Raw genomic sequence first — 15,090 nt, 5'->3', positions numbered from 1 at the left:
CACGCTCAGCGAACGGCACACCTGACTCACCCTGAGCCCTCAGTCGCTGGTGCCGGCGGTGCGAGCCCGCCGCGCGGCGACTTCCCTGCACGCCCGACCCGCCCGAGCGCCTCGTCGAGCGCGGGCGGTTCAGCCGTCCGGCGCCCAGCCGTCTTCACGGACCCGCGCCGCCAGATCGATCTTGGTGTAGGCAGGGCGGCCGGCCTGCTGGTACTTGTCCTTGACCCGGTCGAGGTAGTACTTGGCGGTGTGCGGGCTCACCCCCACGCGCCGGGCCGTGGCCTTGAGGGTGAGGCCCGAGGCGTACTCGAGCAGTACCTGGAGTTCCTTCGGGGCGAGCCGGGGACGTGCGGGACCGTCGTCGTGGGCCAAGGCGAACGCCAGCTCCGCCGAGTGCGGCGTACCGCCCGCGGCGACCTCCTCGACCGCCTTCACCAGGGTGGCCAGATCGTGGTCCTTCGTCAGATAGCCTTCCGCACCGGCCGTGATCGCGGCGACGATCCGCCGGCGGTCGGCGACGGTGCTGATGACGAGCACGCGCGGCCCCGCGGCTCGCAACCGCCGGATGTTCTCCGCGGGCTGCGAGCCGTCGCCCAGCACCAGGTCGAGCAGGACGACGTCGAAGGGCAGCGGCGGCGGGAGCCCGCCGCTGGCGGCGCGTGCCCTGGTGACGAGTTCGTCCACGGTGCGGGCGGCCGCCGCCAGCCGTACCTGCGGCACGCCGTCCAGCCAGACCCGCAGCCCGTCGAGCAGCATGCGGTCGTCGTCCACCACGGCGACCGTGATCATGCGGGCCAGCGCAGTTCGATACGGGTGCCCTCGCCCGGGGCACTGTCCACGTCGGCCGCGCCGCCGCTCTCGCGCATCCGCGCGCCCACCGAGAAGCGCAGTCCGAGCCCTTTGTCGACGGTGCGCGGGTCGAAGCCGACACCACGGTCGACCACGGTCACCACCACCCGGCTGCCTTCGCCCGTGACGGTGACGTACGCATGGCCGGTGCCTGCGTGGCACGCCACGTTGTTGAGCGCCTCGGTGGCCGCGTCGGCGAGAGCGGCGGCGGCATGAGCCGGCAGCTGGACCAGTCCGTCGAACTGGGTGCTCACCCGCAGGCCCAGGCTCTCCGCCGCACGCACGGCGCCCTCGATCGCCGCGGCCGTTGCCGGGGCGTCGTCCTCCTGGCCCTGCTGCTGGATGAGGCGGCGCAGATAGGCCGCATCCCTGGCACAGCGTTCCCGTACCAGAGGCGCGCCCGCGTCGGCCCGCCCGCTCGCGATCGCGGTCAGTGTCGCCAGCACGGTGTCGTGGAGCGCCCGGTGATGGGCGATCCGCTCCGCGTACCGGGCGCGGCCCGCTTCTGCTTCGAGCGCCTGCGCGGTCGCTGTGTCCAGCAGCCTGCCCTGGCGCCGCAAGTACCACCAGAAGACGCGGGCGAGCACGGCCGAGAAGAAGACGGCGTTGAGGTGTGCGGCGATCACGGCGACGCCCGCCCTGGTCGGCACGTATGCCGCCGCGTGCGTCACGACCAGTGCCGTGACCGCACCGGTCACGGCGGCGGGCTTCCGGAACGCGACGGCGGCCAGCGCGCTCGCCGATCCGCCGAGCAGCATCACCCAGGCGAGGTCGGCCGGTTCGTGCACTCCTCCCGCGTACACCGCGAACGGCAGCACGCACCCCGCGAGCACCACGTCCGCCAGCGCTGGCCAGGTGCCGAACCAGCCCTGTGCGCGGGCGCTGCCATAGGCCAGCAGGCTCACCGCCAGTGCGACGGCGAGTCCCGCCCAGGCAGCGGGACTCGCCCGCTGGTGCTGGACCACGACGAGCACGGCGGCCTCAGATGGCTGGCCCGGTACAGACCGGTGGCCAGGATCATGAACCCTTGGGCCCGCTGGAGCCCCGACCCCAGGCTCACGGCACGCCTCTCCCTGTCACGCAACCCCCCTGAACCGGCGGTGCAGCCCCACGGTCGGCGCCCGTAGGTTTCGGAGCGGGCGCCGGACACGCGAGCCATCAGACCACTGCGTCGGGTCGCGGCGCCGCTCCGAATCCGGGCAAACAAGGAGGCAAAGTGGCTCGAAGTGTGCACCGCGGGGGCATACTCGCGGTCCTGGCATCGCTGCTCGTCGTACTGCTCCCCGGCATGGCCGGCGCGGCCGACCCACCCATCCGCTACACGTCGTGGATCGACAACGCCGCCATCTACGAGATGCGGGCCTCGTACTCGTGGCAGTGCATGGACGTGCGCGGCGAGTCGCAGAGCCCGGGCGCGGTCATCCAGCGCTTCGACTGCAAGGGCCGGCTCCACCAGCGCTTCTACTTCACTCCCTCCGGCACACCCGGTCTGTTCATGATCGGCGTTTACGGGAAGTACTGCATCGGCGCCCAGAACGCGTCCACCGCCGACGGCACCCCGATCGTGCTGGGCTACTGCCAGGGCCCCGGCCAGCACTTCCGCTGGGTCGACCGTGGCAACGACCACTGGGAGATCGTCGAGGCGTCCAGCGGCAAGTGCCTCCACGACACCGGTCGCCGCAGCGCGATCCAGCTGCGGCCGTGCGGGAACATCAGCGAGCCGTACCCGAGCCTGTGGACCCCCCTGTACGACCGCCAGTACAACTACACCAGCGTCTGGGGCTGAACCACCGGACGTGCCGACCCTTGACGGCAGGGTCCTCGGCAACAGCTTCGGCATCCTGAAGGCCGCGGTCCCGACGGGGGCGGACCGCGGCCTTCTGCCGTCCTCGTGAGCGAAGGCCCACCGGCACTCGGCGGCTTCCGCTCGACTGCCCACCTCACCGCCCCCAGCTGACGATGCGTTCAGCAACGATGCGGATCAGCCCGTCGTCGAAGCCGGGTCCCACCACACCCACCGAACTGAGGAAAGGTCAGTATGCCGCGCAGTGCCCCTCCGTGTGCTGCCCTCGGGACCGGTGGTGATCACCGCCCCGCGAGGCCAGGGGATCTCGCTCCTCCTGACTCGCGGGGCGTCACGGTCCTCGGCCTCGCCACCATGCGTGGAGATCCGCGGTACCGCCATCGTCGGCTCCGGGAACCAGGACATCACGTCGCCATCGTCGCCGCCGACCCGATTCCCACCCACGTCAACGGGACCGATTCGAGATCAGCGGACTCGTCGAACCGGAGGCGACGAACGCGAACGCGGCCGACGAGCCGCACCGCTGCGCATCTGACGGCAGCCGCGGCAACCAGGACGAATCCGAGGAACTCAGGCGTGCCGACGCACCTACCGGGGGGCCAATCATCGGCCGGTCGTTGGGATGTGCCCATCAGGCTCTTGACCGGGTGTCACCTTGACGGACGATGGGGTAAGAGAGCGGGTCTGCGTGGTGAAGCGTGGGCCTTTGACAACTTCGACGGCGAGGAGCGTTTCTTCCGATGACCGCACAGCCCGGACGCCCTGAGCGCAGCGGCCCCGAGACCGCCTCGGTCATGGATGTCTCGCCGTTCAAGCCTTCGCTCATCAAAGCGGTGTTCAGGGACGTGACCCCGATGCACGTCTCTCGGTCGGCCGCGTGGGCCGCCGCGTCGGTGACGCGCACAGTGCTGACGGAGATCATCGACGGCGCGAGGAGAGCGGCTGAGGAGGAGGCCCGGAGGAAGCTGATTCCCGGGGACCTTCTCTCCGCGATAGACCGGAACGTCGAGCTTGAGGTGGGTGACAAGTGGTACAACCACAGCCCGACGTTTCAAGGCCTGACCGGTGTCCTGTACGACGCCGAGGGTGTCATCGTGCCTTCTCGTAAGCGCAGCAGGTCGCGGAAACCGAGTGCTGTGGTTGGCGCCCACAGGTTCGAGGCCGGGGTCAAGAAGCTGCTACGGAGCCGGGGGGCTACGGCCGTCCCGGCTATGGTCCGCGACCTGGACGGAATCGCGAGCGTGTTCCTGACGGACCTCGCACGGGACGCCGCCATGGCTGTCCGCGAGGGCGGGGTCAAACGCTTCGGTACGGTCACCCTGGCGATCTCGGGCGAACCTGCCCCACCCCCGTTCCTCAAGGATGCCCTTCCGTCTCTGTCCGCCCGCAGGGGAGACAGGCGGACCATCGGCAGGGAAGACATCCTGGCTGCCACCACGATTCAGTTGTTCGGCGGCAACCTCAGGCAGCGAGCCCTCACCGAGGCACGCGAGGCGACAGAGAACACTGCGACTGGCTGAACGGGTGCGACCAACATTGCCGCCCGCACCCTCATCTGCTACCGCAGACTCGCCAAAGAGATGACCTCTAATACCCCAGCGCGGTGGCGAAGTCCGGGTACCGGCTGAGGCGCGACACCTCGTGGGCGCCGTCGGGTTAGGACCAGGCCATAGGACGCCCCGGCGCCGAGCGCGTCGGCAAGGAGTCGCTGATGCAGCGGGGGAGCTTCCCGCCGCTGCGGCAGGCGAAGGGCCCGGGAAGCCCTGCTCCCACCAGGTGCGCAGGGGAGCGCCACCACTCGGCGCGGCGCCTTGGACAGTGCGTGGTGGGTTCGCCGACACCCCCCTCTGCGTCCTTCTGTTCCCTGGCCATGGTGGAGAAGGAGTGATGAGGCGGGTCGGTGCGGGCTGGCGGGGGAAGGGCAAGGGTGGCGCGTCGGCGAGGCCTCCGCGCTGTGCTCCCGGTGTTGCTTGTGCAGCTGGCAGTGACTTGGACGCCACCCGGGAGCGTATGGGGCTCATGGCTGGGCTGCTCGCCCGGACCGCTGCCTGGCCAGCGGAGTCGGCGTCCTGTGGGGGTCGGCGGACTTCGTCGCTGCTGGTCCTTTGAGATCATCGGTCAGCCGATGCCCAGGTTGCAGGCGGTAGTTCGGTCCGCCACCGACTGGCAGGTGGTCGTTCAGGTGGCTGCGCATCCCGGCTGGGTCGTAGAAGAGCCTGCCCACGGGGCACGGCCTCCCCCTGGCAGCCCAGCGCTCTCACGACGGTACATAGCACTCCTGTGGCCTTGCTGTTCAGGGCAGGGGCCGGGGTGCCTGGCCCGTGGTCTGAACGGGGGTCGCCGCCTGCATGTGGGCGGTATCGGAGGAGCTGGCCGGCATCCAGTGGGCGGGGTGTTCCGGCACGGATCAGATGCCCGCTACCCCTTCCGCCAGCAGCAGCATGCCGATGGCGATGATCACCCAGGCCATGACCGCCGCCGCATGGGTCTCCAGCCATTCCTTGGCCCGCGCCAGCGGTCCTAGGGCTTTCGGACCGACCGCCGTGTGCAGCAGCACCGGCAGGGCTACGGTACTGGCCGCGACTGCCGTGAAAACAGCCAGCCCGGCCACCGCCCCCGCGAGCGACGGAGCGGCCGTGCCGACGGCGAGCCCGGCCGCCGCCGACAGCAGGAAGATCTTCGGATTGGCCAGGGCCAGCAGAACGCCGAGCCGGAACGCCCGGCTGGGACTGGCCTCGCTGAGCAGCCGCATCCACCGAGGGGGCGCCTTGCCGTGCCGGACCAACCACTGGCGGATCCCCAGCGCGATCAGACACACACCCAGCCCGATCCGGGCCCACGCCGTCCAGGGGCGGTCGTGCGAGGCGAATCCCACCGCGGAGGCCGCAACGGCGCATAGTGCGGCAGGGACGGCCACCCCGATGATCCACCCGGTGAGGAAGGCAATGCTGGTGGGGCGGGCGCGGGGGGTGAACTGCATGAAGACGGCCGGGATCACCGTGAACGGTGACACGGCGATCACCACGGCCAGGGGCAGCACTTCACCGAGCACCGCTCGCCTCCGTTTCTCCCGTGCCGGTCATGCCCACCGGCGCGCTGCGCCACCCCGCGCGGTATGGCCACCAGCCCGGGCCCCACGAGGCGTACGGATCAGCTGACGATACCGAAGATGGCCGCGTTGCTGAGGTCGGCCGGCGTCCCCGTGAGCAGGGCCAGAAGGCCGAACCGGGCCACATCGCCCCTCGCTCGGGTGCCAGCGCGTCGAAGGAGACGAGCCGGATGGCGATGGATCCGGAGGTGGCGAAGCCGGCGCGGGTGAAGGTGGTGCTGAGCACGGCCTTGGGTTCGAGGGAATGGATCTGCGGGTCGAAGGAGGCGTAGGCGACGAACTCGTCGACGACGGACTTCTGTCCGAGGAGGCTGTCCACCGCCGAGGCTTCGTCCCACGGCACCCCGCCGAGCCACGCCACCGGCGCGAAGATCCACGCCCCGTACCCGCTGGAACCCCATCGTCGATGCCGAACCAGCTTCCCGCCACCCCGAAGGAGCCGTTGGCCAGGGCGATCAGCGCCACGAACCCGATGAGCCGCCTGCCCACGACGACCGCAAGGCGGCCGTCGTTCAGCGCGCGGCGGGCGAGTGCCTCGATGACGTCGACCGACTCCGGCCGTGGCTCGCTGGCTCGGATCCGATGGTGTGGTCGAGGTGCCGCCACCACGCTGGCCCGACTGGTGACGACCGGGCCGGTCAACGCCACCACAGACGACGGCCAGGTGCCCCGGATCCTGACGGAGTTGACGCGGGCTGCCGCGGCGCACGCGTCGGCTGCTGCGAACGCGTCCAGGATCCACCCGTGCGGTTTCGGCGAGGGTGTCATACAGTCCTTCCCGCATCAAAGGCCTGACCGGATCCACATACTCGTCCCAGGGCTGGCATGTTGTGGCGATGAGCGCTGCTTCGCGCACCTCGTCATGGTCGCTCCGCAGAGCGTCGCACACGTGGCAGTGGACCTCCGTATCGAACTCCTCGGGCATGCCGAGCCCCATTTCCCGGCGGCGGAGTCGACCTGTCGTCCCCGGCGCCACCGCATGCCAGCGTTCGGTGATCCTCCAGGTGCCGAGAACGGCCCGGTGAGGTCCACGGCCTCGTTCGAACCGTCGGCATCCGCGTCGCTGAGAACGATGCGCCCACTCCCAGTGCGGCGGGCCGGTCGAGGCGGGGCGGATGACCGCGTGTGCGCTGGCCAGACCGTCGGCAGGCCCGCAGCGTGCGGTCACGCCGACAGCCCGCCGTGGCGGCGTGCCGCGTGGCTTGTGCCGGAGACCGACTATCTTCCGACCAAGATCCATCGGGTCGTACTCGCAGCTGCATTTCGATGCACGGCCCAGAAGCCGCAGCGAGTCGAGGCCTGCGCGGTGGCGCCGCAGTGAGGCGTGGATCTCGTGCTCGGCCTCGGCGTCGAGGCCTGCCGATGGCTCGTCGAGAATCATCAGCTCGCGTCGGTCGCGTAGGAAGGCGCGTGCCAATGCGACGCGTTGCCACTGACCTCCGGAGAGCACCACACCTGAGCCGGGATTGTCTCGGTCGCACTCGGTGACGAACATCCGGGTCAGCAGTGTCTGGTAGCCGTGCGGCAGCTGGCTGAGGCTGTCGTGGACTCCCGCCCGCGGCGCGAGTGAGGCGCGTGACGTCATGGAGGGCGTCGATGTCGCCGAGGGCGATGTTCTCCGCTGCGGTCATGTCGTAATGCATGTAGTCCTGGAAGACGGCGCTGGTGCGACGCCGCAGTTCGGTGGGGTCGACGTCGCGGATGTCCACGCCGTCCCACAGAATCGTGCCGCGCGTAGGGTCGTAGAACCGGCACAGCAGCTTGACCAGGGTGGACTTGCCGGCTCCGTTGAGACCGACAAGAGCGACGGACGCGCCGTACGGGATGGTGAGGCTGACGCCCCGCAACACCCAGGGGTGGTCACCGGAGTACCGGAACCAGACGTCGCGTAGTTCTATCCCGCTCCGCAGTGGTGGAAGGACTGCACATAATCGCGTCAGAATAGGCAGATCCGCCACGGCCTTTGCGCTTATGGCTGCACTTTCAGGAACCATTAGCAGCGCCTAGGCTGCCACGGCGGGAGCCAATGGGCCTGCCGTCTGCGGCCTTCCTGATGAAGGTAATCTGAGTCCCAGTGACCTGCCCGCGGGCGCCTCCGTGATCGACTGCGGGGCAGTCGGCCGCGTAGGCGCGCATGTTGAGGTGTCGCGTATTCGTCAGCCGAGGCGTGTGTATGGCCCGATGAGATGACCGACAGTGATCCGGGAGTCTCGTTCTCTGCTGTTGGACCTCGTCTTGTGACTGCGAACGTCCGCTTACTCCAGATAGAGAGCTGCCAAGCGGGGCAGTCGGCGGGTCATTTCGTCGTGGTCATCGAAATCGAAGTTCCAGGTGGGGTCCAGCTCCCGGTAGCGGATGGTGGGTGGGCTCGCTGGGAGCTGATCACCGGTCGCCGAGATGTGTGCGTTCCAGGCGATGCCCAGCATGTCCTCACCCTCCAGGTCGACGCCGTCGGCTGCGGAGGCTTGAACGATGGGCAGTTCTGCCAGGGCATCGGGATCAGCGACTACGCGCTCGAATACTTCACAGCCCTGAGCGATCAGCCAGCCGCGGAAGTAGTCGAAGCCGTCGTCAGAGCACCCACCGTTGGCAAGGTAAGCAGCGGCCCAGAGAGGATTGCTGTAGGAGTCAACCATCAGGTCCCACAGAACCTGCTCAGCTGCGACGATCTCCTCGACCGGCCGGGAGGCCAGCAGCGAGGTCGCCTCGCGAGCGACCGCTTCGCCGTCGTTCGGGTTGGACGCCTGATTGCGGGCTGCCTCAATGAGCTGCCAGAAGTGCTGCTTGTTCATGGAGGCAGAGCCTGCCACCTGGCACTGACATCGGGCCGGTCGCGGGAGCTTGGCTCACCAGAGCAGCCACGTCGCTCCTGTCAGCGTGTGTGGTCGCCAGGTGCATATCGACTCCAGGTTCCTCCGGCTTCGGTGACCAGGCGGGTGGCGGTCTTGTCGTGGTAGCCGAGGGCCTTCGCGATGATGGGTGCCGGGGCTTGGAGGACGAGCTGGCGGATCGCGGAGGTCCTGCCTTGTTGCGGCGGGACGCCGATCTTTCGCGTTCCACGCGTCGCCGCACCCGACCGTCGTCGTACGTCTGTCACGCTGATCGCGGAATCACCCTGTTCGCCAGACGCTGGCCCGATTCACTGGATGCCGGCTCGTCTGCGATCGATGTGCCGGCGCGGTCGCCGGTGTCCGGCAGATCCTTGGCGAGCCGGCCTGCGAGTGCGCTCACCGGGCATCGACCGGGTGAGGACGCCGAGTGTGAGCAGAGCGAGCGCCGGCAGCACGGCGACGATGATTCCCATCGGCAAGGCGTCGGTGGCGCCACCCGCGCCGGCCAGCGGAGCAAGTGCCCCGCCGAACATGAACTGGCTGAAGCCGAGCAGAGCGGCGGCCGACCCGGCGTGTCCGCCGTGGTCGGCCAGGGCCTGGGCCGCGGCGTTCGGCATGACCAGGCCCACGCTGGAGACCAGGACGAACAGGCCGAGCAGGAGCACGGGCAGGGGTGCCCGTGTCAGCACCGCGCCCAGGACCGTGGTGCCACCGGCTGTCGCGCCCAGCAGACCGGCGAGCAGCAGCACGCGGGCGCCGGCCCGGGCCACCAGCCGGCCGCTGATCTGGGCGGCCGCAATGAGTCCGGCGGCGTTGACGGCGAACACGGCGCTGTACTGCTGCGGTGACAGGCCGTGGATTTCCTGCAGGACGAACGGCGAGCCGGAGATGTAGGCGAACATCGCCGCGAAGACCAGGCCGTTGGCCAGGACGTACCCGGTGAAGACCCGGTCGCTGAGCAGCTGCCCGACGACAGCCAGCAGCGGCTGGCGTGACGCGGAGGGCCGGGTCTCCGGCAGTCCTGCGGCGGAGGCCGCCAGCATCACGGCGCCGAGTACGGCCAGGGCCACGAAGATTCCAGGCCAGGCCGTGACGCGCAGTAGCTGGCCGCCGAGGACCGGCGCGAACACCGGCGCCAGGCCGGTGATCAAGGTCAGTGCGGAGAAGAGACGTGCGGTGCGGGTTCCGGAGGTGCGGTCGCGGACCATGGCGTTGGCGATGACGATGCCGAACGCCCCGCCGATGCCCTGGACCAGGCGTAGGCCGACGAAGGTCCGGACGTCGGGCGCCACCGCGCAGAGCGCGCTGGCGATCGTGTAGAGGGCGAGGCCCGCCAGCAAGGGACGCCGCCGGCCGTAGGTGTCGCTCAGCGGCCCGGCGATCAGCTGCCCGATGGCCAGCCCGGCCAGACAGGCGGTGATGGTGAGCTGGGTGGCCGCGGCGCTGGCGCGCAGGTCGTCGGCGAGGTCCGGCAGTCCGGGCAGGTAGCCGTCGATGGACAGTGGTCCCAGGGCCACGAGCGCTGCGAGCAGGAGGATGAATCGGGTGTGCCGGCCGGCGGCGTCGTTGCTCATGGCTCAGTACGCCACGGTGATGCGGCGGCGGATCGCGGTGCCGCTCTCGATCGTGTCGGCCAAGGCGATCGCGTAGTCGGCGTACGAGATGCGGCTGTTGCCGTCGTCGTCGGTGAGCAGGGTGTCCCCGGCGCTGCGGTAGGCCCCGGTCCGCTCGCCCGCTCCGATGACCGCGGCGGGCGACACGTACGTCCAGTCGAGGTCGTGCACGCCGCGGTAGAGGTCGAGCGCTTCGGACTGGGCCTGGGCGTTGGCCTTCCACAGCGCGGGGAAGTCCGGGTCGTCCATGACCCGGGCGCCGGTCGGCGTGCGCAGGCTACCGGCGCCGCCGATGGTGACCAGGCGGGTGACGCCGGCTCGGCGAAGTCCGTCGATCAGCGCACGGGCGGCACCGACGATCGTGGCGCGATCGCTTTCCTGGCCGATCCGGGGGCCGACGGCCGAGAGCACGGCGTCGTGGGAGGCGGCGAGGCCGGCGACCGCCGCGGGGTCGGTGACGTCACCGGTGGTCACGGTCAGGGCCTTGTGCGCGAGGCCGTCGACGTGGCCGGCTCGGGTGACCGCGGTGACGGTGTGGCCGCGCCGCAGTAGTTCCTCGGTGGTGGGCCGACCGATGTTGCCGCTGGCACCAAACAGGACGATCTTCATGTGTTGCTCCTTTTTTCTGATGGTCAGAGGACCGGCTGGCCGTCGGCGACGATGGCCGCGGTGATGCCCCGCTCGTCGGCGGCGTGCTGGAAGCGCTGCTCGATGTCGGGTTGTTCGGTGTAGAACGGCGGGTTGTGGAACAGGCCGTAGTGCATGGCGCAGACGGTGCCGGCGCCGAGTGCGACGGCGGCCTCGACGCCCTGCTCGGGGGTCATGGTCGCCGGGACGTTGGCCGCGTAGCCCTCGAAGTGGGCGATGACGCCGTTGACCGGGACGAACGCGACGTCGAACGGGCCGTGGTCGCGGGCGATCTGCCACCAGCTGCCGTGCCACTGGGTGTCGCCACAGTGGATGACCCGCCGGCCGGTGCCTTCGACGACCCAGGCGACCTGGTCACAGTCGTTGCCGCGCCAGTCCAGCGAGGTCACCGGGGTGACGGTCAGCTTTCCGATGCGCCGTGACTGGCCCAGGTCCTGGGCAACGGGGGTGATGCCCGCCTCGCGCAGCCCGGCCGCGCTCGGGGTGTGGCAGCCGATCGTGCCGGTGGCCGCGATCCGGGCGATCAGGTCGTGGTCGTAGTGGTCGGGGTGCAGGTGGGTGATGAGGGCGTGGGTGCCGGGCGGGGTATCGACCGGGTCGACCGGCCGGTGCGGCGGTCCCATCACCGGTGCCAGCGGAGCGACGTTCTCGAGCGGGTCGATCAGCAGGCGGGTGTCGCCGAGACGGATCTCGACGCCGGCCCAGGCCAGCCGACGCACCGAAAGGGTGGTGGTCATGGGCAGCGACGCTAGACCGACGTTGTTGAGAAAGTCAACAAGAGAGTTTTGAATCTCAACGCCACGATGTAGGGTGGTGACATGCGCACCTACGGGCAGTACTGCGGCATCGCGAAAGCACTGGACACCATCGGCGACCGATGGACCCTGCTGATCGTCCGCGAACTGCTCGCCCTGGGTCCTTGCCGGCACACCGACCTGCGCAACGGGCTGCCCGGGATCGCCAGCAACCTGCTGGTCGACCGGCTCCGCGAACTCGAGGAAGTCGGCCTGATCCACCGCGAGGCCGCCCCGCCGCCGGTGGCCACCACCCTGTTCTCCCTCACCGAGCGTGGCCGCGAGCTGGAGCCGGTGCTGCAGGAACTGAGCCGATGGGGAATTCCGCTGTTGCGTGAGCCGGCCAGCAGCGACACCTTCCGCACCCACTGGCTGGACATGCCCGCCCGGGCACTGACCGACCACCGCCCCGACCAGCCGGCAATCGCCCTGCAATTGCACGCCGACGGCAACGAAGACCTGGTCATCGAAGTCAAGGACGGCTCGGTGCACACCCACGCCGGCCGGGTCGACCACCCCACCGCGTCCCTGACCGGACCGCCGCACCTGCTGGCCGCGACCCTGCTCGGCGACCTCGATCTGAGCGCCGCAGTACAGCAAGGCCTGCGGCTCAGCGGCGAACACGAGGCAGTACTGCGCATCCTGCCCCGCTGATCCGGGTGTGAGAGTGGTAGGACCAGCGGTACAGCCGTTGGCGTTGAGACGTCATCTCATTTGGTGAGCCTGCGGGAGCAGGCTTCGCGGTCTTACTGGGAGAACGCGTAGGTCCGGACGGGGTCGAGGTGTAGTTCGAAGGGCCCGAAACAGTCGGCCGCGAGTGTCGCGACCGGAGCGCCGCAGGGGCAGGCCCGGTTGAGTCCCTCGTCGCCTGTCGGTCCGCAGCACCCATTGCTGTTCTCCCAGTTGGGCAGCGGCTGAAGGCCGCTGGCGTCATCAGGGTGCACCAGCACTGTGTGTCGGCTGCCGGCCGAGATGACGAAGCCTTCTTTACGGCAGACCACGGGTCCGCGCGACTGAGCTGGCTTCGGGTGCTCCTGATCGTCCTGCACGACGTAGGGAGGTCCCCAGGGCTCGGGATCGATCGCGTAGTGGCCCTGCGGAACGGTGGAAGGTGCCCGGCGTGTCTCCTTGTCCCGGTCGCGCTCGTCGTCTGAGAGGTAAGGAATGGCGGCAAGCTCGGCCAACTCCGGCGTGATCGCGGTGCCGCACTTGGAACAAAGGAAGACGGTCATCCTCTCGTTGTAGTGCTCAGGACTGCCCCTTCGCATCCTCGTTTCGCTGCTCGGAGCCGATGCGCGCAACGACGCCACGGAGATTTGGCATGCCCAGGTGGACGGTGGTGTGCTGGGCAGCGAGGTCGCGCATGGCGGCGAGTTTCTGCTCGGCGGCGGCGAGGCTGGCCTCGATCGCGGCGATCTCGCCGAGCCAGCCTTGTTCCTTGGCCTCCTGGAGCCGGTCGAGCAGGTTCGCGTGGATCTCCTCCTAGCGGGGTCTCTGCTCGGGATCGGCGGGTCTGCCGCACGATCGGGTGACATCTGAACTGGCTTGCCCTGTAGGGCAGGTGGGAAGGATGTCGCTGTGCCCAAGCCCTATCCGGAAGAGTTCCGCCAGGACGTCGTGCGGGTCGCGAGGAACCGCGGCCCAGGTGTGACGGTCGAGCAGGTGGCCACCGATTTCGGGTTTCGCCCGATGACGTTGTGGAAGTGGATGCGTCGGGCGGGCATCGATGACGGTTCCAAGCCCGGAATCTCCAGCCAGGAGAGCGCGGAACTGCGGGAAGCACGTCGGCGGATCAAGCTGCTGGAGCAGGAGAACGAGGTCCTGCGGCGGGCCGCGGCCTATCTGCCGCAGGCGCATCTGCCGGGAAAAGGATCTACCCGCTCGTGAAGGAGCTGGCCGGGGACGGGGTGCCCGTCACGGTGACGTGCCGGGTCCTGAAGCTCGCCAGACAGCCCTACTACCACTGGCTCGACAAGCCGGTGACCGACGCCGTACTCGCTGAGGCGTATCGCGCGAACGCGTTGTTCGGTGCCCACCGTGAGGACCCTGAGTTCGGCTACCGCTTCCTGGCCGACGAGGCCCGCAGCACCGGGGCCGCGATGGCGGACCGGACGGCGTGGCGGATCTGCCGGGACCACCGCTGGTGGAGCGTGTTCGGCAAGAAGCGCGGCCGGGGCAAGAAGGCCGGCCCGCCAGTGCACGACGATCTCGTCCGGCGTGACTTCACCGCGGCCGGCCCGAACCGGCTCTGGCTCGCAGACATCACCGAACACGCCACCGGCAACGGCAAGCTCTATCTCTGCGCGATCAAGGACGCCTTCAGCAACAGGATCGTGGGCCACTCCATCGACGAGCGGATGAAGTCCCGCCTGGCCGTGACCGCCCTGGACAACGCCGTGACCCGGCGTGAAAACGTCGACGGCTGCATCCTGCACACCGATCGCGGCTCGCAATTCAGGTCCCGGAAGTTCGTCCGGACGCTCGACCGCCACCGGATGGCCGGATCGATAGGAAGAGTCGGGGCAGCCGGCGACAACGCAGCCATGGAGTCCTTCTTCAGCCTGCTGCAGAAGAACGTCCTCGACCGCAGGAAGTGGGCGGCCACCTGCGAGGAACTACGGATCGCCATCGTGACCTGGATCGAGCGGACCTACCACCGCCGTCGCCGGCAAGCCGCACTCGGCCGACTGACCCCCGTCGAATTCGAGACCGTCATGACCACACCGGCCCTCCCGGCCGCGTGACTCAACCTGTCACCCAAACCTGCATCAGACCCGATCAACTACCTGATGCGGCAGCTCGGCTCCGCCCGCGCGGTCGCCGCCGAGCTCGGCGTCACCGCGGACAGCGTGAACCGCTACCGCCGTGGGGCCCGCAAGCACCCACCCAAGCCGGTGCAGGACCGCATCAACGAAGCCGTCCGCTCCCGCTGGCAGCCCCGCGTGCGGGAACGGGCCCGGCAGCGCGCCGCCGCGCAGACCGGCATGACCGTCGAGTTCCGCGCCACCTTCGGCTACAAGGCCCCCGTCGGCACCGCCGACGAAGCCCGTTTCCGGCTGCTCACCCTCCACCTGCCCCCTGCGTGGGCCGGTCGTCTGCTGGACGCCCAGGCCGGACGCAGCAGAGAGAGCCCGAACGAGGTCCTTGCCCAGGCTGCCAAAGAGCTGTACTTCCAGGAGCGCGGCGCCCGCGCCCAGCAGCTGGAGGAGGTCGAGGTGACGGGCATCGATTACATCGATGCGAAGTACTGAGCTCTTCAACCCGCCCACCGATCGGGGTGACACTGCCGGAGCAACTGCGCAGGTCAGGCCATCGCGCAGATCTCCGCTGAAGCCCAAGCTGAAGAAGCTCCTTACCTTCTTGGCGGGTCCGTTCCGCTCATTCGTACGATCGGGAGGCCCAGGGGTGGCGGGTGTGGCTCAAAAAGCTCATGCCGAGGGTG

General features: G+C 69.3%; 15 protein-coding genes and 1 pseudogene. 6 read left to right on the top strand and 10 right to left on the bottom strand.

Annotated elements, in window-relative coordinates; translation table 11 throughout:
- Positions 1-129 precede the first annotated feature (129 nt).
- Together ACFV6V_RS16075 and ACFV6V_RS16070 are read right to left on the bottom strand one after the other, a co-directional pair.
- On the bottom strand, positions 130-789 hold the full coding sequence (locus ACFV6V_RS16075) for a response regulator (RefSeq protein ID WP_385564837.1): 660 nt from the start codon (positions 787-789) through the stop codon (positions 130-132).
- Positions 786-1,823 (bottom strand): ATP-binding protein, encoded by a 1,038-nt coding sequence (locus ACFV6V_RS16070; protein ID WP_385564834.1) that lies wholly within the window; start codon positions 1,821-1,823, stop codon positions 786-788. The genes ACFV6V_RS16075 and ACFV6V_RS16070 overlap by 4 nt, the downstream gene beginning before the upstream one ends.
- Before the next feature lie 242 nt (positions 1,824-2,065).
- On the opposite strand from ACFV6V_RS16070, the gene ACFV6V_RS16065 reads away from it, so the two are divergent.
- Positions 2,066-2,635, top strand: coding sequence for an RICIN domain-containing protein (locus ACFV6V_RS16065; protein ID WP_385564832.1), 570 nt, complete (start codon positions 2,066-2,068; stop codon positions 2,633-2,635).
- Between the two features lie 758 nt (positions 2,636-3,393).
- Positions 3,394-4,173, top strand: coding sequence for a hypothetical protein (locus tag ACFV6V_RS16060; protein WP_385564829.1), 780 nt, complete (start codon positions 3,394-3,396; stop codon positions 4,171-4,173).
- Between the two features lie 887 nt (positions 4,174-5,060).
- On the opposite strand, the gene ACFV6V_RS16055 is transcribed toward ACFV6V_RS16060, so the two are convergent.
- The 7 genes and pseudogenes from ACFV6V_RS16055 to ACFV6V_RS16025 all read right to left on the bottom strand — a co-directional run bounded on the left by ACFV6V_RS16055 (position 5,061) and on the right by ACFV6V_RS16025 (position 11,591).
- Positions 5,061-5,705: a GAP family protein gene (locus tag ACFV6V_RS16055; RefSeq protein WP_385564826.1), complete on the bottom strand. Its 645-nt coding sequence runs from the start codon at positions 5,703-5,705 to the stop codon at positions 5,061-5,063.
- The gene (locus ACFV6V_RS16050) at positions 5,695-7,002 is read right to left on the bottom strand and encodes a nucleoside transporter C-terminal domain-containing protein (protein ID WP_385565021.1); all 1,308 of its coding nucleotides are present in this window, start codon (positions 7,000-7,002) and stop codon (positions 5,695-5,697) included. The genes ACFV6V_RS16055 and ACFV6V_RS16050 overlap by 11 nt, the downstream gene beginning before the upstream one ends.
- A gap of 30 nt (positions 7,003-7,032) precedes the next feature.
- Positions 7,033-7,681 (bottom strand): annotated as a pseudogene (locus ACFV6V_RS16045) (ATP-binding cassette domain-containing protein); the annotation flags it as partial.
- Positions 7,682-8,017: 336 nt separating this feature from the next.
- Positions 8,018-8,554: a DUF4240 domain-containing protein gene (locus tag ACFV6V_RS16040; protein WP_385564823.1), complete on the bottom strand. Its 537-nt coding sequence runs from the start codon at positions 8,552-8,554 to the stop codon at positions 8,018-8,020.
- 347 nt (positions 8,555-8,901) lie between these two features.
- Positions 8,902-10,167, bottom strand: coding sequence for a multidrug effflux MFS transporter (locus tag ACFV6V_RS16035; protein WP_385564822.1), 1,266 nt, complete (start codon positions 10,165-10,167; stop codon positions 8,902-8,904).
- 3 nt (positions 10,168-10,170) lie between these two features.
- Entirely contained in the window at positions 10,171-10,815 is a 645-nt protein-coding gene (locus ACFV6V_RS16030) for an NAD(P)-dependent oxidoreductase (RefSeq protein ID WP_385564819.1), read from the bottom strand.
- 23 nt (positions 10,816-10,838) lie between these two features.
- Complete coding sequence (locus ACFV6V_RS16025; RefSeq protein WP_385564817.1) at positions 10,839-11,591, bottom strand: MBL fold metallo-hydrolase; 753 nt, start codon at positions 11,589-11,591, stop codon at positions 10,839-10,841.
- 81 nt (positions 11,592-11,672) lie between these two features.
- On the opposite strand from ACFV6V_RS16025, the gene ACFV6V_RS16020 reads away from it, so the two are divergent.
- Entirely contained in the window at positions 11,673-12,302 is a 630-nt protein-coding gene (locus tag ACFV6V_RS16020; protein ID WP_385564814.1) for a winged helix-turn-helix transcriptional regulator, read from the top strand.
- A 92-nt stretch (positions 12,303-12,394) separates the two neighbouring features.
- Here the strand turns inward: ACFV6V_RS16020 and ACFV6V_RS16015 are convergent, their stop codons facing one another.
- Entirely contained in the window at positions 12,395-12,880 is a 486-nt protein-coding gene (locus ACFV6V_RS16015; RefSeq protein ID WP_385564811.1) for a hypothetical protein, read from the bottom strand.
- 97 nt (positions 12,881-12,977) lie between these two features.
- Here ACFV6V_RS16015 and ACFV6V_RS16010 point away from each other — a divergent pair, with 97 nt between their 5' ends.
- The 3 genes from ACFV6V_RS16010 (at position 12,978) to tpg (ending at position 14,899) form a co-directional block, all read left to right on the top strand.
- Positions 12,978-13,187, top strand: coding sequence for a hypothetical protein (locus ACFV6V_RS16010; protein ID WP_385564809.1), 210 nt, complete (start codon positions 12,978-12,980; stop codon positions 13,185-13,187).
- A 39-nt stretch (positions 13,188-13,226) separates the two neighbouring features.
- A protein-coding gene (locus ACFV6V_RS16005; protein ID WP_385564806.1) for an IS3 family transposase occupies positions 13,227-14,392 on the top strand; the annotation gives its coding sequence in 2 pieces (ribosomal slippage) (positions 13,227-13,511 and positions 13,514-14,392; 1,164 coding nt in all).
- 6 nt (positions 14,393-14,398) lie between these two features.
- Positions 14,399-14,899 (top strand): telomere-protecting terminal protein Tpg, encoded by a 501-nt coding sequence (gene tpg / locus ACFV6V_RS16000; RefSeq protein WP_385565018.1) that lies wholly within the window; start codon positions 14,399-14,401, stop codon positions 14,897-14,899.
- Positions 14,900-15,090 lie beyond the last annotated feature (191 nt).

The organism is Streptomyces sp. NPDC059828, from assembly GCF_042731955.1.
In the GTDB taxonomy this organism is placed as follows: Bacteria; Actinomycetota; Actinomycetes; order Streptomycetales; family Streptomycetaceae; genus Streptomyces.
This window is presented reverse-complemented; position numbering and strand designations above follow the sequence as displayed.